Here is a 17177-nt window from a genome sequence, read left to right on the forward strand (position 1 = left end):
CGCACCGAGAGCATTGCGATGAATAGCAGCACATCCGACCTGAGGCATCCCGCCGGTGCGGCGTCCCCCGCGCCGAACGGCACGCCTGCCGACACCTATGACCTGATCGTGCTGGGCGCGGGCGCCGGCGGCATGACCGCGGCGCTGGTCGGCGCCCTCGAGGGGCTGCGCGTCGCGCTCATCGAGCGCACCGACCGGATCGGCGGCACCACCGCCATCTCCTCGGGCACGGTCTGGATCCCCGGCAACCCGCAACAGCGCGCGCTCGGCGTCCAGGACGACGCCACACAGGCCCTGGCGTACCTGGACGCCCTGGTCGGCCAACGCGCCGACAGGTCCTTGCGCGAGGCGTTCATTGCCCAGGGCCCGCGCATGGTCGACTACCTGGACGCGCGCAGCGACGTGCGCTTCAAGGTCTACCCTCATCATCCCGACTATCGCCAGGATCTGCCCGGTGCGGCAGTCGGCGGCCGCCCCCTGGAGCCCCTGGCCTTCGACGGGCGCCGGCTCGGCGCGCACTTCGAGCAGGTCCGCTGGCCGCTCAAGGAACTGATGCTGCCCGGCGGCCTGATGGTGACCCGGGGCGAGGCGGCGCGCCTGCTGCGCGGCCCGGCCTCGTGGGACGCCATCCGGCTGGGCGCCGCGCTGCTGGCGCGCCTGCTCATCGACCGCCTGCGCCACCCGCGGGGCACGCGCCTGGTCCTGGGCAACGCGCTCGCCGCGCGGCTGTACCAGGGCCTGCTCGACCATGGCGTGGACATTCACAGCGGGACACGGACGTCACAGCTCATCATGACCGACGGTACCGTCCGGGGCGTCGTCGCGACCCACCAGGGCAGTAAATTCACCCTGTACGCCCGGCGCGGCGTGGTCCTGGCGGGCGGCGGCTTTCCCGCCGATCCCCAGTGGCGCGAACGCTACCTGCCCTCGCCCACGCCACGCCACACCCCGGCCGCGGAGGCCTGCACCGGCGAAACCATCCGCCTCGGGCTCGAGGCGGGCGCCGTCCTCGGCCAGGCCACTGGCGACAATGCCCTGTGGTTCCCCTGCTCCATCGCGACGCGCCGGGACGGATCGACCGCCGTGTACCCGCACATCGTGCTGGATCGCGCCAAGCCGGGCCTGATCGCGGTCAATGCCGCGGGCCGCCGCTTCGTCAATGAGGCCGCCTCCTATCACGAATTCTCGCGCGGCATGTACGCCGCGCACCGCGAGTCCCCCTCGATCCCCGCGCTGCTGGTCTGCGACCGCCGCTTCCTCTGGAAATACGGCCTGGGCATGATCTGGCCGCGCGCGCTGACGCTGCGCGGCCACATCCGCAGCGGCTACCTGCTGACTGGCCGGACCTTGGCCGACCTCGCACGGCAGGCCGGCATCGATCCCGAGGGCCTCGTTCACACAGTGAACACATTCAACCGCTATGCGGCGAGCGGCCAGGATCCGGATTTTCACAAGGGCGAGAGCCTCTACGACCGCAACAACGGCGACGAGGCGCACCCGCCCAATCCCTGCCTGGGCCCCATTGTGACCCCGCCGTTCTACGGGGTGCGCGTCTATCCCAATCCGCTGGGCACCAGCCTGGGCCTGCGCACCGACGTGAGCGCCCGTGCCCTGGACGGGGGCGGGCGGCCCATCCCCGGGCTCTACGCATGCGGCGCCGACATGCACCCGGTCTTCGGCGGCGAATACCCCGGCGCCGGCGCCCAGCTCGGGCCCGCCATGACCTTCGGCTACCTGGCGGCGCGGCACGCCGCCGGTGCGGCCGATCCGGCACCATCCAAGTAATCCCTCTCTTGCGGGAACGTCCCGGCGGTGCGACGCTATAGGTTTAGCTTATACCGCTAGCAGCACTCGCGCGCCCTCACACCGGCAGCCATCATGGTCGCCGGCATATGGGCCATCACCCCGGGATCGGAAATGAATCTGAAACAGCTCCAGTACTTCGTTCAAATCGTGGAAAGCGGCAGCATGACCAAGGCCTCGCGCCGGCTCTTCATCGCCCAGCCCGCGCTCAGCCAGCAATTGACCAAACTCGAGGACGAGGTCGGCAAACCGCTGCTCGTGCGCTCACCCAAAGGGGTCACCCCGACCGACAATGGGCTGGCGCTGTATCATCACGCCAAGTTCATGCTCCGGCAGCTCGACCAGGCCCTGTCGATCGCCCGCCAGGAAACCATGGAAACCTACGGCATGGTGACCGTCGGACTGCCCGCCACCACGGTCTCCGCCCTCGGCCTGCCGCTGGTGCGTCGCATCCACGAACGCTATCCGCGCATCCTGCTGAACGTGGTGGAAGGCATGAGCGGCCACCTCAGCCAGATGATACGGCTGGGCCAGCTCGATATCGCCATCCTGTTCAAACCCAACGTCGGTTCGGACCTCAATGTCCTCCCCATCATCGAAGAGGAACTCTTCGTCCTGCTGCCGCGTTCCAGCCCGCTGGTCGCCGCCCAGCGCACCAAGATCACGCTGGCCGAGGCGGCCGAACTGCCCCTCATCCTCCCCACCAGCAAGCACGGCTTGCGCCAGCGCATCGAAAGCGAGCTGGAATCGCGCAATCTGTCCTCACGCATCGTCGCCGAGATCGACTCGCTGTCCTTGCTGATGAGCTGCGTCTACGCCGGCATGGGTGCCACCATCAAACCCATGTCGGCCCTGCTGCTGGAGGGCGAGCGCGGCAAGGAATGGCGCGCCCTGGCGATTTCGGACGCCTCCATCAGCCGCCGGAATTACCTGTACACCATCTCGCCCGAAATGCTCTCGCCGGCCGCGGCGCTGATCGCCACCGAAATCAAGAACACCATCCGCTGGCTGACTGAAACCGGCGGCTGGCCGACCGTCAGGCTGCTGTAGCGGCCACGGCCCCCGCCAGCCGCCCGGCGTGACCGGCCACACACCCGCAAAATGCCTGTGGATGCAGTCTATCGCTTTTGCTTATACCCATCCATAAAAAACAGTATTTTTTTTCCATCGCCCGCCCGCGTATCCTGTCCCGACTCACCTATGGAAAAGGCGGACGTCAATGGAAGTACAAGTCGCTCACAACCTGGAAACGGCGCACAGCCTGCTGATTGCGGGTGAATGGGCGCAAGGCCGGTCCACGACCTTCACGGTGTCGAACAAGTTCGACAATCGTCCGCTTGCCCAGATCAGCACGCCGACCGCCGATCAGATCCGCGAGACGGTGCAGGCCGCAGCGCAGGCCTTTCATGATAGCCGCAAGCTCAGCCCGCACCAGCGCGGACTCATCCTGGACAGGACGGCGGATGTGCTCGAAGCCCGCGCCGAGCGCCTGCAGCGGATCATTTGCGCGGAAGCCGGCTTTACCCTCAGCGACGCAGCCGGCGAGGTCCAGCGCTCGATCCAGACATTCCGCCTCGCGGCCGAGGAGGCGCGCCGGTTCACCGGCACGCTGATCCCGGTGGGCGGCGCGCCCGGACAAGGGGGACGCATGTGCTGGACCATGCGGATTCCGCTGGGCGTGGTCGCCGCGATCACACCGTTCAACGCCCCGCTGAATACCGTCTCGCACAAGGTGGCACCTGCCCTCGCGGCCGGCAATGCCGTCATACTCAAACCGTCTCCGCACACCCCCTTGGTCGCGTGCGAGCTGGCCGACGCGCTCATGGAGGCGGGCACGCCCAAGGGGCTGGTCTCCGTCCTGCATGGCGGAGTCGAGGTGGTCCATGGACTGCTCGACGAGCAGGACGTCAAGTTCTATGCGTTCACCGGCAGCACCGAGGCCGGCCGGGCGATCCAGCAGCGCGCGGGCCTGCGCCGCACCCAGATGGAACTGGGCTCGATCGCCTTCGGCATCGTCTGCGACGACGCCGACCTGGACTTCGCCCTGCCCAAGATCCTGAACGCAGCCTACCGGAAGGCGGGACAGGTCTGCACATCGATCCAGCTGCTGCTGGTCCACGAGGACAGGTTCCAGGAGGTCGAGCAACGTCTCACGAAGAACGTCAAGGCTCTGGTGTCCGGCGACCCCCTGGATCCGGCAACCGTGGTCGGCCCCGTCATCAGCCCGGCATCCGCACAGCGGATCGCCGACTGGATCGACCAGGCGATCCACGCGGGCGCGACGTGCCTGGCCGGAGGCACCCGGCAGGGCAATGTGGTGGCGCCCACCCTGCTCAAGGATGTTTCGCCGGAAACGCCCCTCGGATGTCAGGAAGTCTTCGGCCCGGTGATGTCGCTCATCCCGTTCTCCAGCCTCGACGAGGCGATCGCCCAGGTGAATGCGACGCCGTACGGCCTGGCGACGGGCATCTTCACCAACCGGCTCGATGATGCGTTCCGCTTTATCAGCGAGCTGCAGGTCGGCGGGGTGCACATCAATGAAACCTCGAGTTCGCGCGTCGACATGATGCCCTACGGCGGTTCGAAGGCCAGCGGCTTCGGCCGCGAAGGCCCTTACTATGCCATGCGCGAAATGAGCGAGGAGCGCGTCGCCACCCTCATCACCAACACGAATCGGGAAACGCAATCATGACAAAGCGAAAAGGCGGAGAGGTCATTGTCGACTATCTCGTCAAACAGAAAGTGCCCTACGTGTTCGGCATCTGCGGGCATGGCAACGTCGGCATCCTCGACGCCCTGCACGAGCGCAGGGATGAAATCAAGTACGTCTCGCCCCGGCACGAGCAATGCGCCGGCCACATGGCGGACGGCTATTTCCGGGTTCGTCACGCGCCCGTGGCGACCCTGACATCCACGGGCCCCGGATCCGCCAACATGGTCATGTCGCTGGCAACGGCCTTGTCGGATTCCTCGGCCTTCCTGGCCATCACCGCCAACGTCCCGACGTCGCAGGCCAACCGGGCGCCGTTCCAGGAACTCTACAAACACAACCAGGCCGACTTCGCGCAGGTGCTGCGCCCGGTCGTCAAGCGCAGCTTCCAGCCCTCGCGGGTGGACATGCTGCCGCTGGCACTGCGGCAATCCTTCGACACCATGCTGACCGGCCGGCCGGGGCCGGTCAACATGGACATCCCCTACAACGTTTTCCAGGAAGAGGACGTTGTGGACCCCCCCACCACCGCCCATGCCTTCGGCACCCACCGCCCCGCCGCCAGCGAATCCGACCTGGCCGGCGCCTTGGGCCTGCTGGCCGCCTCGCAACGGCCCGTATTCTTCATCGGCCAGGGGGCGACGCTATCCGCGGCGGGCCCGGCGCTCACCAAGCTCCAGGCGCAACTGGGCATTCCCGTGATCACCTCCCCCAACGGCATGGGGTGCGTGCCGGCCGACGACCCTCTGACGCTCGGCTTCATCGGCCGCAATGGCGCCTACCCGGCCAATCAGGCGGGGCGGCACGCCGACTTGGTGATCTGCGTCGGCACGCGGTTCGACGACCGCTCCTCCTCGACCTGGATGCCCGGCTATTCCTGGAACTTCCCGGGCACCAAACTGCTGCAGGTCGATCTGGACCCCGCGGAGCTCGGCCGCAACTACCCCGTGACGCTCGGCCTGATCGCGGACGCAAAGACCTTTTGCGAACAGCTCCTTGGGGCGATCGCCGGCCACGACGTGATCCAGCGGGAAAATTTCTCGGCATGGCGCGCGCAGATCGCCGACTGGCAAAAGGAATGGAATGATTTCATCGCGCCGAACTTCGGTGCCATCACCACGCCCATCCGACCGGAGTACGTCGTCGACACCCTGCAACGCGTGCTGCCCGAGGACGTGATCCTGACGCTGGACTCTGGCGTCCATCACAACTGGTTCATGCAGTTCTGGCGCCCGCAACGGCCGGCCAGCATGCTCAATAGCTGGGGCTACTCATCGATGGGGTTCGGCGTGTGCAGCGTGCTGGGAGCGCAGCTTGCCGCACCCGAGCGCCCCTGCGTCGCCGTGGTCGGCGATGGCGGCTTCATGATGGCGCCCTATGTCGTCGCCACCGCGGTCGAATACCAACTGCCCTGTGTCTGGATCGTCTGGAACAACTTCGCCTGGGGCGCCATCCGCGACCTCCAATACGGCCTGTTCGACGGCCGCGAGCTGGGGACGGCCTTCTACAAGGGCGAACAAGGCCCCGGCGGCCAGCGCTACAACCCGGACTTCGCCGCTTGGGCCCGCGCCTGCGGCGCCGACGGCGTCACGATCACCCGTAGCCAGGACCTCGCGCCCGCAGTCGAGCTGGCCGTCAAGAACCGCCGTCCCTGCGTGATCGACGTGCACGTGGACGGCGAGGTCCGCCCGCCTTCGACCGGTACCTGGCAATTGCCGCCCATTCCCTACAAAGAACCGATCTTCGGCAAGCCCTGGACCGCGTGACATGACCACAGATGTACATCGCGAAACCTTCGACATCGTCATCGTCGGCGGCGGCGGATCCGGCCTGGCGGCGGCAATCGAGGCGCGCGAAGCCGGCGCGCGGGTCGTGCTGCTGGAAAAAAACCCGAAGCTGGGCGGCTCGACCGCGTGGTCGGTCGGATCGATCTCGGCCACCCGCACCCCGCACCAACGCGCCAAGGGCGTCGTGGACGACCCGCGGCATCATTGGGAGGACATGCCGGGGTTTGCGCCGGAACTGGCCGGGCGCGACAACGATGAGTTGCGCAAGATCCTCTGTGATGAGGCGCCTGCGGCATTTCAGTGGCTGCTGGATTCCGGCGTGCGCTTCATGGGCCCGATGCCCGAGCCCCCCCACCGCCAGCCGCGGATGCACAACGTGCTCCCGAACTCGCGCGCCTTCATCTACCACCTCGAGCGCCGCGCGCGCAACGCCGGCGTGATCATCCACTGTGACACTCCGGCCGACGAGCTCATCGTCCAGGGCGGGCGAGTGGCCGGGGTTCGAATCCGCCGCCAGGAACAAGCGGCAGAGGTATTCGGCACCAAAGGCGTCATCCTTGCCGCGGGCGATTTCACCAACAGCCCCGAGCTCAAGGCCCGCTTCATGGGGCCGCGCGAAGCCAAGGTCGAGGCCATCAACATGACGGCAACGGGCGATGGCCAAAAGATGGCCGAGACACTGGGCGCGACCATCCTCAACGGGGACCTGGCCCTCGGCCCCGAGCTCCGATTCATTCCGCCCCTCAGGGAAACGCTGGTGCGCCGCCTGCCGCCCTGGCGCGCCCTGGCGGCCTTCATGCAATGGTCCATGGACCACATGCCCCAGGCCCTGCTCAGGCCGTTCCTGATGCAATTCCTGACGACCGCCCTGGCGCCCTCGCTGTCCTTGTTCGAGTCGGGTGCGGTGCTGGTGAATCAAAACGGCGGGGCCGTGCGGGCTCAACCCGCACAGTTGGCATACGCCTTGGCCGACGAGCCGGGCAACCGCGGCTGGATCGTCCTCGGGCACGAAACCACCTCACGCTTTTCCGCATGGCCGGATTTCATCTCGACCGCCCCCGGCGTGGCCTACGCCTACCTGCCCGACTATGCCCGCAACCGCAAGGACATCTACACGCAGGCGCCGACGCTCGAGGCCATGGCCCAGCGACTGGGCATGGACGCCGCCCGCCTGCGCGACGCCCTGGGCGATGGGCGAACGCCGGGGCCCTATGTCGCGCTCGGGCCCGTGCGCTCGGTCTTTGTGCACAACGAGGGCGGGCTGAGGGTGGACACCTCTCATCGCGTCCTCGACCGTGCGGGACGGCCCATCGACGGCTTGTACGCGGTGGGCTCGACCGGGCAGGGCGGCCTGCTACTGAGGGGCCACGGCCATCATCTGGCCTGGGCCTTCGTATCCGGCCGCAGGGCCGGAAAACAGCTTGCGTCGCGGTAGGACGCAATAACCATACGCCGCGGACCGCGGCGCAACGTTCACACCGTAGGAGACAAACCACATGAAGACCCCCCCTATACACCACACCCTAGCCCCCCGCCGCGCGGCGGCATACAGCTCGGCCCTGCTGATGGCCGTGCTGCTCGGCGCCTCGGCGGGCGCCTACGCGCAGGATAGCGGGCCGATCAAAATCGGCATGGTCTTTCCGAAACAAGGCCCAAGCGCCTCTATCGGCGAATACCTGTCCCGAGGCGCCATGCTGGCCGTCGAACAGCACGGCAAGGTGCTGGGCCGGGACGTCGAGGTCATCTTCCTGGACGAATCGAACGCCCAGGCCGCACAGCAGAACTTCCAAAAATTGGTGGACGAGCATCAGGTCGTCGGCGTCGTCGGCGCCAATAGCAGTGCATCGGCCCTGGCCATGGCCGGCGTTGCCGAACGCACGAAAACCCCGCTCATTGCGGCGGGAGCCGCCGCTCGCGAGGTCACAGGCGCAAACTGCAACCGCTACACCTTCCGCTTCCAGGCGACGGTTCCCGTGCAAATGGCCGGCCTCATGCCGACTGTCGAAAAGCAGGGCAAAAACGCCTACTTCATCACGGCAGCCTACGCCTTCGGCCAGGACATCCTGCGCACCGGCCAAACCATGCTGGAGAAATCCGGGGGGACCGCGGTAGGCATCGACGAGGTGCCGCTCAATACGGCGGACTACAGCTCCTATGTCCTCAAGATCCGCTCCGCCAAGCCCAACGCCGTCGTCGGCGGGCTGGTCGGCCAGGACCTTTCCAGCTTCCTCAAACAGTGGAACGCGATGAACATGAAGGGCAAGATCCCCTTCTACGAGATCGCGGTCAGCGACACGGACTTCTGGGATGTCGGACCTACGGCGTCGACCGGGACCTATGTGAAGCCCTGGTACTACAACGACCCCGCCAACAGCGAGGCGGAAAAGAATTTCACCAAGGCGTTCACCGAAAAATTCGGCAAGCCGCCGGCAGACAAGGCCTATTCCGGATGGTTGTCGATGCGCTCGCTGCTGGATTCGATCGATGCGGCGAAATCCACGGACAGCAAGGCCGTGGTCCAGGCCCTCGAGCAATGGAAGGACGCCAAGGGCGCGTTCCCCGCCTATTACCGCCAATGGGACCACCAGTTGATCCGGCCCTCGGTCATCGTGACTATCAAAGAAAACATCACCGACAAGTGGGACTTCTTTGACGTCGATGGCCACACCAGCAAGACCGAGGAAGACACGCTGAAGGATTTCGGCACCAAGGAAGAAGTCGGCTGCAATATGCCGTCCCTGTAATCATCGCCCTCATTTCCACACGGAGTTCGCGCCATGTTCAATGAGATCGTTCTGTCGCAGGCGGCCAACGGGATCGTGCTGGGCTTCCTGTATGTGCTGATCGCGGCGGGACTCTCCATCACCTTCGGGTTGCTGGGGGTCATCAACTTTGCGCATGGCGCATTCTTCGCGCTGGGGGCCTATTTCGGTCTGACGCTGTACCAATGGTTCGGGTGGGCGGCAGTCCCCCTCGCGCCGGTTCTCGTCGCCGTGGTGGGCATGTTCGTGGAGGTCATCCTCATCCGGCGCCTGTACGGCAAGGAACCCCTGCTGAGCCTGATCGTCACCTTCGCCCTGGCCCTCCTGATCGAGGCCATCATCCGCTTTATCTGGGGGGCGGACGGCAAGCCGTTCGGCGCGCCGGCCTTCCTGACCGGGGTCTTCGAATTCGGTCCGCTGCTCATGACCAGCTACCGGGTCGCGGTCCTGGCGGCGACGGTCGTCACGCTGGCCGCCCTATGGGCCTTCCTGGCCTTCACACCGTACGGCCGCATCCTGCGGGCCGGCAGCCGGGACCCCGAAATGGTCGAAATGCTGGGCATCCGCCTGCCGCGCGTGATGACCGCCGTATTCGGCCTGGGCTGCGGCCTGGCCGCCATCGCCGGCGTGCTGGCCGGCCCCTTGTGGAACGTCGCCCCGTCCATGTCCGCCAGCGCGGTCATGCCCGCCTTCGTCATCGTCACCATCGGTGGCCTGGGGTCGCTACGCGGCGCCACGGTCGCGGGCCTGCTGGTCGGCATCGTGACGACGCTGACCATACAGTTCTACCCTCATGCGGCTGGGGCCGCCATGTATATCTTCATGTTCCTTATTTTATTGCTGCGGCCACGCGGCTTGCTCGGTGAACGCTGGGAGCGATTCGAATGAAAGGCGCGCGCAAAACCCTCAATCCGGTTCTCGCCACCGCACTCTTCCTGCTGGTGCTGACCGCCGGCGTGCTGACGTTGGGCATGCCGGTTTCCAAGATCACGCAGGTTGCCATCTACGCCCTGTACGGCATCGGGGTGAACTTCCTGATCGGCTACGTCGGCCTGGTGCCCTTCGGCGCGTCTTTCTTCTTTGGCGTCGCCAGCTACAGCGTGGCGGTGATCGCCAAGGCGCTTGCAACCAACGAGATTGCCGCCCTGGCCTTCAGTATTCTGTTCTCGCTGGGCCTCGCGCTCGCCCTGGGCGTGGTGATCCTGCGCCGCAAAGGGCTCTACTTTTCCCTGCTCACGCTGGCGGCCTCCCAGATCGCTTTCGAGGTCTCGTATAGCTGGACCTCGGTGACCGGCGGGGAAAATGGGATTCAGGATGTGCCGCGCCCGCTCTTCAGCTCGACGCTGGCCTTCCATTTCTTCACCATCGCCGTGGTGCTTGCCTCCATCTATGTGTTGTGGCGCATTGTGCACTCCCCGTTCGGCCGGGTGCTGCAGGCCATACGCGACAACGAGCAACGCGTCTCCAGCCTCGGCTTCAATGCCTTTTCCTTGAAACTCGCGGCCTTCTGCATTTCCGGCATCCTGGTCGGCATCGGCGGCGGCCTCATGGCCCTGCTCCTGCGCGGTGCCTACGCCAACAACCTGAGCTGGCAGCACGCCGGCGATCCGGTGCTGATGGCGGCGCTCGGCGGCGTCCACCACTTCCTCGGCCCCCTCTGGGGAGCGACCACCTTCATCCTCCTCGAGGATCGGCTGAGCGCCATCACCGAGAACTGGTGGCTGATGTTCGCCCCCATCATCATTCTGTTCGCCATTCTGTCCCCCGAAGGCATGCACGGGATCCTGCGGCGCATCACTGGCCGCGACGCTCGCTGGACACTGGTGCGCAATCAGATCCCGCCGCGTCCGGAAACCATCACCCCCTATGTGCCGTCCGGCTCGGACGCGCCGGCCCGGGATTCGCAAGCACCGATCCTGTCGGTGCGCGGAATGTCCAAGCAATTCGGATCGATCGTCACATCGCGCGATGTTTCGCTGGATGTCCACGACAAGCGCCTGCACAGCCTGATCGGCCCGAACGGCGCGGGCAAGACGACCTTCTTCAACATCCTGACCGGGCTGCTCCAGGCGGATGCCGGCACCGTCCTGCTGGAAGACAAGGACATCACCCATATGCCCACGCACCAGCGGGTCCGGTCCGGCCTCTCGCGCTCATTCCAGATCCTGAGCGTCTTCCCGAACCTGACGGCCTTTGAAAACGTGCGGATCGCCGTGCAGGGTCGATCGGGGCCTTGGGGAGGCGTCTGGCGCGACGCCTACCGGAACGAGACGGACAACGCCCGCGTCTGGTCGCTGCTGGACGCGGTCGGGCTCGCCGATCGCGCGGGCGACCTGTGCTCGGAACTGTCGCACGGGGAAAAACGGCTGCTCGAGATCACCCTGTCGCTCGCGGGCAACGCGCGCCTCCTGCTGCTGGACGAGCCGCTGGCGGGCCTCAGCGAGGCGGACCGCCAGGTGGTCTCGGCGCTGATCGTCAAATTGGCCCGCAATCACGCCGTGCTCCTGATCGAGCACGACATCGACCGGGTCCTGGCGCTGTCCGACCGGATTTCCGTGCTGCATCAGGGCCGCCTCATCGCCGACGGCGCCCCCCAGGACGTCGCCGCACACCCGGACGTCATCGCCGCCTATATGGGCGAGCAACGGCGCGACGAATCGGCGCGAGAGGAGTCCGACGCGGCGGCGGGCGCCCGGCCGGATCGCGCGCGGGCGACGCACACAAACGCCGCACCGCTGCTGGAGCTCTCTGGAGTCAAGGCGGGCTATGGCGGAGGCACCGTGCTCGACGGCGTGGACCTCATCGTCCATCCGAACGAGGTCGTCGCCTTGCTGGGTCGAAACGGCGTGGGCAAGACCACGACACTACGCACCATCATGGGCACTGTGCGCACCAGCGTGGGCGCGATGCGCTTCAACGGACGCGACATCACGCGCCTGCGGCCCGACGAGATCAATCGGGAGGGCGTCGCCATCGTGCCCGAAGGCCGCCGCCTGTTCCCGAACCTCACCGTCCACGAAAACCTGCGCATCGCCGCGCGGCCGGGGGGCGCGGGCCTGGATGAAATCTACGACCTGTTCCCGAAGCTCCGGGTCCTGGCGAAATCCCGAGGCGAAAACCTGTCCGGCGGCGAACGGCAAATGGTGGCCGTGGCCCGTGCCCTGATGGCGCCCGCCAAGCTCATACTGCTCGATGAGCCGTTTGAAGGCCTTGCGCCCGCCATCGTCCAGGACATCCGCGAAGCCGTCCAGCGCATCTCCCGGCATGTCAGCATGATCATCGTGGAGCATCACGCGGAGTCCGCGTTGCTGCTCTCGGACCGGGCCTATGTGCTCGTCAACGGCCAGATCGCCTATGCCGGCACATCCGCCGCACTGAACGAAGACCACGCCCTGCAGCAGCGTCTGCTCGGCGTCGGGCAGCAACAGGAGGTCGCATGAACGTCCCTCAGGCCAGCATCAATACCTACGGGTACATCTGGAGCCACCCGCTGAAGAGCTGTCTCGAACAGCTCGCGCCACAGGGCTATCGCCAATTCGAAGGCGTCATCAACCCGCCTCATCTGGATCCGGAATCGCCCCCCGCCCAGCGACGGGCATTGCGCGACTACATGGCGGGCGAAGGCCTGTCGTTCACATCGCTCAACCTGCCCAGCCTGGATACGAATCTGGCCAGCCCTTTCGCAGCCGCCCGCGACTACACGATCTCGTTGTTCAAAAAGGCCCTGACGCTGGCGGCCGATCTGGGTGCGCCGCGCCTGGTTACCGTGCCGGGGCGCGTCAACCCGCTGCTGCCCTGCCCACCCACGCAGGCAATCACTTTCGTGCAAGACACGGTCGGCGCCCTGATCCCATTCGCACGCGACCTGGGCGTTGGATTGGCGATCGAAAATGTTCCCTTCGCCGCGTTGCCCAGGTCGCTCGACATCCGGCAGTTTCTCGACGATATGGGCAACGAGGACGTGCTTTGCGCCTGCTACGACGTGGCGAACGCACACTTCATCGGCGAGCCTCCCCAAGCGGGCATCGACAGCCTGGGGGATCGGATCCGGTTGGTGCACTGCTCGGACACGACGCGCGGCGCCTGGCGCCACGACCCCGTCGGAAAAGGCGATGTCCCCTTCGAACAACTCGGCGCGGTCTTGCAGGCGCAGGGCTACGGCGGCCCGATTTTGCTCGAGATCATCGATCGGGACCCTCTCTCCTCGATTCTCCACAGCCATGATTCGCTCGCCGAACACGGCCTGGTCGCGCACAGGAAACCATAGATGACACACGAAAACCCCTCTCACTTCGATCCCACCAGGCCTCGGGTCCTGGTCACCGGCGCCGCCGGCCTGCTCGGCAGGCATGTCGTGCGCGAGCTCCTGCACAGGGGCCTCCAGGTCCGGGGGCTGGATCTGCGCCAGGCCGAGGAGCCCATCGAATGGCAAACCGGCGACATCACCGACCTGGATTGCCTGCGGCGCGCGGTGCAAGGCTGCTTCGCCGTCCTGCACATCGCCGCCCGGCCCAACATCTGGTCGGGCGACGGCGACGATATCCTGCGCATCAACACGCTGGGCGCCTGGAATGCATTCCGGGCGAGCGAGGAGGCCGGCATCCGGCGCGTGGTGTTCTGCTCCAGTGACTCGGTGGCCGGATACACCGTGCGCGAAGGCGCAATGGTGCCACCGGACTATATGCCCGTGGACCTGGCCCATCCCCTGCGGGCCACCGACCCGTACGCCCTCAGCAAGGTTCTGGGCGAGGACATCGGCAGATCGTTCGCGTTGCGGGGTCTCGAGGTCATTGCTTTGCGCCCGGTTTTCGTCGCCTATCCGGACATGGAGGGCGAAATTCGCGCCCGCGCCCGCGACCCCGAGCACTACACCGGTCGGCTGGCGGGCGGCCCCTCGTCGGCAGGCGGCGGCCCCTTGTACAACCACATCGATCCGCGCGACCTGGCCCGCGCCTTCTGGCTGGCGCTGCGCATGAAAGCGCCGGGGACGCCCTCCTGCCCCTTCGAGGCCTTTTACCTCGCGGCACAGGACACGCTGGCACCCGAACCGACCGTTCAGCGGTTGGAGCGTATTCTGGGGCGCCCGGTCGAGGTCAGGGACCCGGACCTGTACCGCCAACACCCCTACGCATCGCTCTACGACCTGCGTCCCGCTCGAGAACGGCTCGGGTTCGCCCCGGAATTCAGCCAGCGCCACCTGATTGAACAGGCGCCGAAACCATCCTGACAGGAGATCGAAAATGAACACACCGCACAAGGACACACCCGAGGTCAAGGGCACCACCACCCCCTATGCCCCCGCCGTCACCCGGAACCTGGCCGAGCTGTTTTGGATCGAGTACCCCGGCCACCACCATCAAGCGCTGTCCAAGGCCATCGTCACGCCCGCGCAAAATGGCAGCAAGTTCTTTGATCACCGGATTTCCTGCTATGAGCCCGGCGCCTTCGTGGAAAGCCACGTCCATAAAGTCCAGGAACAAATCTATCACGTGCTCAGCGGCGAAGGCGTGCTGATCACCGACGGTGAACGGCGTGTGGTCCGCGCCAACGATGTCGCATTCATTCCGCCAGGCGTCGTGCACGAACTGCACTGCACGGGGACTGAAACACTCGTGTTCCTGGTCATCACGACCCCGCCAACAGACGAGTGAGGCCAGCCGCAACATGTCACGAAAAATTCTTGTCACTGGCGCCTCGGGCTGGCTGGGCATCGCAATCGTCCAGGCGCTGCTGGCGCGCGGGGATCAGGTGGTGGCGCTGGACCTGCGGTCCTCGCCCGCATCGCTCGCGCTGGCGACCCGGCATCCCGAACTGACGCTGGCCGAGGCGGACCTGGGCGAATGGAGCCAGGTCGTCGACGTTTTCAAGGCCCACGGGCCGACGGCGGTCGTGCACACCGCCGCGATCGTCGGTGTCGTACTGGCCGCGGATGTGCCCATCAAGACCCTGAGGGTCAACACCGAGGGTTCGATCAATCTATTCGAGGCAATGCGCCTCCACGGTGTCAAACGGGTGGTCCATCTCAGCACCGAAGAAACCTACGGTGACTTCACCGCGCCCGTCATCACTGAAGACCACCCTCAAAAACCTAACAGTGTCTACGGCCTGACCAAACTCGCCGCCGAGCATTACGGCCGCGTCTACACGGACCGCTATGGACTGGAATGCATCAACGTCCGCACCTGCTGGGTCTATGGCCCCAATCTGCCCAGGGCCCGCGTGCCCAAGGTTTTCATTGACGCCGCACTGGACGGCACCGCCTACCACCTGACGGCCGGAGGAGACCTAGCGGTGGATCAGGTCTATATCGACGATACAGTCGCCGGCGTCCTGCTGGCGCTGGACAAGAAAAACCATCGTTTCGATGCCTACCATATCGCAACGGGGCAGGCACCGACGATCGATGATGTCGCGCGGTTCGTGCGCGAATTCGTGCCCGGCGCAAACGTCTCGACCGCCCCCGGCCTGTACCTGCACGGCGACCGATTTCCCACGGCCCGCAAAGGAGCGCTGGATATCAGCAGAGCTCGGCAGGAACTGGGCTACAGCCCGCAATATGACCTGCGCGCCGGCATCGAGAAATCCATACTCGAGGCCCGCGCGGAGCGTACGGCAAAGAGGGCGGGAGGCATAGGGCCATAGGAATTGCCTATACCCTATCTTGAAAAACGGTATTTCATTGCGAGGGACATAAACTCCTATCATCGATTTGCCATCCAAAAAGAAGCACGCAGCAGAAACACCCCTGCATCGTTCATCCATCGGAGACAACGCCATGAAACACGGCAAGCAAAATACGGGCGCATCCATTTCGCGCCGTGCCATGCTGAAGTCCGGCACGGCCTTGATCGGTAGCGTGACAATTGGTTTTCCCCTGTTGGGCAAGGCCCAGTCCGACGCCATCAAGATCGGCCATCTCACCCCCATGACAGGGTTCCTGGGCGCCCTGGGCAATTACGCCGTCATGGGCATCCAGCTCGCCACCGAGCAGATCAATGCAGGCGGCGGACTGCTCGGCCGCAAACTCGACGTTCTCTCAGAGGACTCCGTCAACCCGCAGGTCGCCTCCTCCAAGGCGCAGCGCATGATCGAGCGCGACCATGTCATGGCGCTGATGGGCGAGATCAGCTCGGCCTCGGCCCTGGCCATCTCGCAGGTCGCCAATCGCAACAAGATCCTGTTCCTGAACACCGGCGCGCGATCCGACACGCTGCGCGGCAAGGACTGCAACCGCTACACCTTTCACATCGACATCCCGGTCACGGTGATGGTCAACGCCGCGGGCGAGGCCCTGGCTCGAGACGGCCTGATCAAGGGGAAAAAAATCTATGCCTTGACGGCCGACTATCTGTTCGGCCACGACCTGTCCACGGCGGTGCGCAAATTCGTCAAGGCGCACGACGGCACCATCATCGGCGACGAGCTGGTCGCCACGGACGTCACCGACTTCAGCCCCTACCTGCTCAAGATCCGCCAGGCCCGGCCCGACGTCGTCGCCTGCAACCTGGCGGGCAACCAGGTGACGAACTTCGTCAAGCAATATGCCGAGTTCGGTCTGCAATATCCGATTGCGGGCTTCAACCTCAACACCGCCGACGCCTGGGCGGCCGGCCCCGGCAATCTCAGCGGCATCTGGCCGACGGTGTGGCACCACAAGCTGCAGACTCCGGGCACTCGGGCCTTCGTGGCCGAGTTCACCAAAAAATACAACAAAATCCCCGAGAACCATGCCTGGATCGAGTACATCTCGCTCAAAATCCTCGCGCAGGCTATCTCCGAGACAAAGTCGACCGACACGGACAAGCTCATCGCCTACCTGGAATCCGGCGCGCAGTTCGACATCCTGAAGGCGCGCAAGGCCTACTTCCGCCCATGGGATCACCAACTCATGCAAGAGGCCTATCCCTTCACGGTGATGCCGCCCGACCAGGTCAAGGGCCCACAGGATTTCCTGGTGTTTGGCGATCCGGTCCCGGCGCCCGACCAGTCGCTCGAGGTTCTCGCGCCGTCCAAGGCGGAAAACACCTGCGTCATGTAACACCGGAACCGGCCGGACAGCGGGGGCCACATCCCGCCCCGACGTCCGGCCCGCAATCGCGTCCCCACCCGTCTGGA

General features: G+C 65.7%; 13 protein-coding genes. All 13 read left to right on the top strand.

All coding sequences use genetic code 11. The features are described 5' to 3' along the window. Positions 1–18 precede the first annotated feature (18 nt). Positions 19–1785: an FAD-dependent oxidoreductase gene (locus ABS761_RS12825; RefSeq protein WP_350408732.1), complete on the top strand. Its 1767-nt coding sequence runs from the start codon at positions 19–21 to the stop codon at positions 1783–1785. A gap of 132 nt (positions 1786–1917) precedes the next feature. Next, positions 1918–2853, top strand: coding sequence for a LysR substrate-binding domain-containing protein (locus tag ABS761_RS12830; RefSeq protein ID WP_350408733.1), 936 nt, complete (start codon positions 1918–1920; stop codon positions 2851–2853). 169 nt (positions 2854–3022) lie between these two features. Beyond that, positions 3023–4495, top strand: coding sequence for an aldehyde dehydrogenase family protein (locus tag ABS761_RS12835; RefSeq protein ID WP_350408734.1), 1473 nt, complete (start codon positions 3023–3025; stop codon positions 4493–4495). Continuing rightward, on the top strand, positions 4492–6279 hold the full coding sequence (locus ABS761_RS12840) for a thiamine pyrophosphate-binding protein (protein ID WP_350408735.1): 1788 nt from the start codon (positions 4492–4494) through the stop codon (positions 6277–6279). The genes ABS761_RS12835 and ABS761_RS12840 overlap by 4 nt, the downstream gene beginning before the upstream one ends. Before the next feature lies 1 nt (position 6280). After that, complete coding sequence (locus ABS761_RS12845) at positions 6281–7735, top strand: FAD-dependent oxidoreductase (RefSeq protein WP_350408736.1); 1455 nt, start codon at positions 6281–6283, stop codon at positions 7733–7735. A 61-nt stretch (positions 7736–7796) separates the two neighbouring features. After that, complete coding sequence (locus ABS761_RS12850) at positions 7797–9044, top strand: ABC transporter substrate-binding protein (RefSeq protein ID WP_350408737.1); 1248 nt, start codon at positions 7797–7799, stop codon at positions 9042–9044. Positions 9045–9077: 33 nt separating this feature from the next. Next, a complete protein-coding gene (locus tag ABS761_RS12855; protein WP_350408738.1) occupies positions 9078–9950 on the top strand; it encodes a branched-chain amino acid ABC transporter permease in 873 nt (290 codons plus the stop codon). Continuing rightward, on the top strand, positions 9947–12502 hold the full coding sequence (locus ABS761_RS12860) for a branched-chain amino acid ABC transporter ATP-binding protein/permease (protein ID WP_350408739.1): 2556 nt from the start codon (positions 9947–9949) through the stop codon (positions 12500–12502). Before ABS761_RS12855 ends, ABS761_RS12860 begins: the two co-directional genes overlap by 4 nt. After that, the gene (locus ABS761_RS12865; protein WP_350408740.1) at positions 12499–13329 is read left to right on the top strand and encodes a sugar phosphate isomerase/epimerase family protein; all 831 of its coding nucleotides are present in this window, start codon (positions 12499–12501) and stop codon (positions 13327–13329) included. Before ABS761_RS12860 ends, ABS761_RS12865 begins: the two co-directional genes overlap by 4 nt. After that, positions 13330–14289 carry an NAD-dependent epimerase/dehydratase family protein gene (locus tag ABS761_RS12870; protein ID WP_350408741.1) on the top strand — a complete coding sequence of 320 codons (960 nt, stop codon included), beginning with the start codon at positions 13330–13332 and terminating at the stop codon, positions 14287–14289. A gap of 13 nt (positions 14290–14302) precedes the next feature. Next, positions 14303–14713 carry a cupin domain-containing protein gene (locus ABS761_RS12875; RefSeq protein WP_350408742.1) on the top strand — a complete coding sequence of 137 codons (411 nt, stop codon included), beginning with the start codon at positions 14303–14305 and terminating at the stop codon, positions 14711–14713. A 13-nt stretch (positions 14714–14726) separates the two neighbouring features. Continuing rightward, on the top strand, positions 14727–15704 hold the full coding sequence (locus ABS761_RS12880) for an NAD-dependent epimerase/dehydratase family protein (protein WP_350408743.1): 978 nt from the start codon (positions 14727–14729) through the stop codon (positions 15702–15704). Positions 15705–15837: 133 nt separating this feature from the next. Further along, positions 15838–17100, top strand: coding sequence for an ABC transporter substrate-binding protein (locus tag ABS761_RS12885; protein ID WP_350408744.1), 1263 nt, complete (start codon positions 15838–15840; stop codon positions 17098–17100). Positions 17101–17177: the final 77 nt, after the last annotated feature.

The sequence above is a fragment of the Castellaniella sp. GW247-6E4 genome, from assembly GCF_040276065.1.
Taxonomy (GTDB): Bacteria; Pseudomonadota; Gammaproteobacteria; order Burkholderiales; family Burkholderiaceae_B; genus Castellaniella.

Coding starts and splice junctions, on each gene's coding strand:
- ABS761_RS12825 (WP_350408732.1), top strand. CDS start 19: ATGAATAGCAGCACATCCGACCTGAGGCATCCCGCCGGTGCGGCGTCC.
- ABS761_RS12830 (WP_350408733.1), top strand. CDS start 1,918: ATGAATCTGAAACAGCTCCAGTACTTCGTTCAAATCGTGGAAAGCGGC.
- ABS761_RS12835 (WP_350408734.1), top strand. CDS start 3,023: ATGGAAGTACAAGTCGCTCACAACCTGGAAACGGCGCACAGCCTGCTG.
- ABS761_RS12840 (WP_350408735.1), top strand. CDS start 4,492: ATGACAAAGCGAAAAGGCGGAGAGGTCATTGTCGACTATCTCGTCAAA.
- ABS761_RS12845 (WP_350408736.1), top strand. CDS start 6,281: ATGACCACAGATGTACATCGCGAAACCTTCGACATCGTCATCGTCGGC.
- ABS761_RS12850 (WP_350408737.1), top strand. CDS start 7,797: ATGAAGACCCCCCCTATACACCACACCCTAGCCCCCCGCCGCGCGGCG.
- ABS761_RS12855 (WP_350408738.1), top strand. CDS start 9,078: ATGTTCAATGAGATCGTTCTGTCGCAGGCGGCCAACGGGATCGTGCTG.
- ABS761_RS12860 (WP_350408739.1), top strand. CDS start 9,947: ATGAAAGGCGCGCGCAAAACCCTCAATCCGGTTCTCGCCACCGCACTC.
- ABS761_RS12865 (WP_350408740.1), top strand. CDS start 12,499: ATGAACGTCCCTCAGGCCAGCATCAATACCTACGGGTACATCTGGAGC.
- ABS761_RS12870 (WP_350408741.1), top strand. CDS start 13,330: ATGACACACGAAAACCCCTCTCACTTCGATCCCACCAGGCCTCGGGTC.
- ABS761_RS12875 (WP_350408742.1), top strand. CDS start 14,303: ATGAACACACCGCACAAGGACACACCCGAGGTCAAGGGCACCACCACC.
- ABS761_RS12880 (WP_350408743.1), top strand. CDS start 14,727: ATGTCACGAAAAATTCTTGTCACTGGCGCCTCGGGCTGGCTGGGCATC.
- ABS761_RS12885 (WP_350408744.1), top strand. CDS start 15,838: ATGAAACACGGCAAGCAAAATACGGGCGCATCCATTTCGCGCCGTGCC.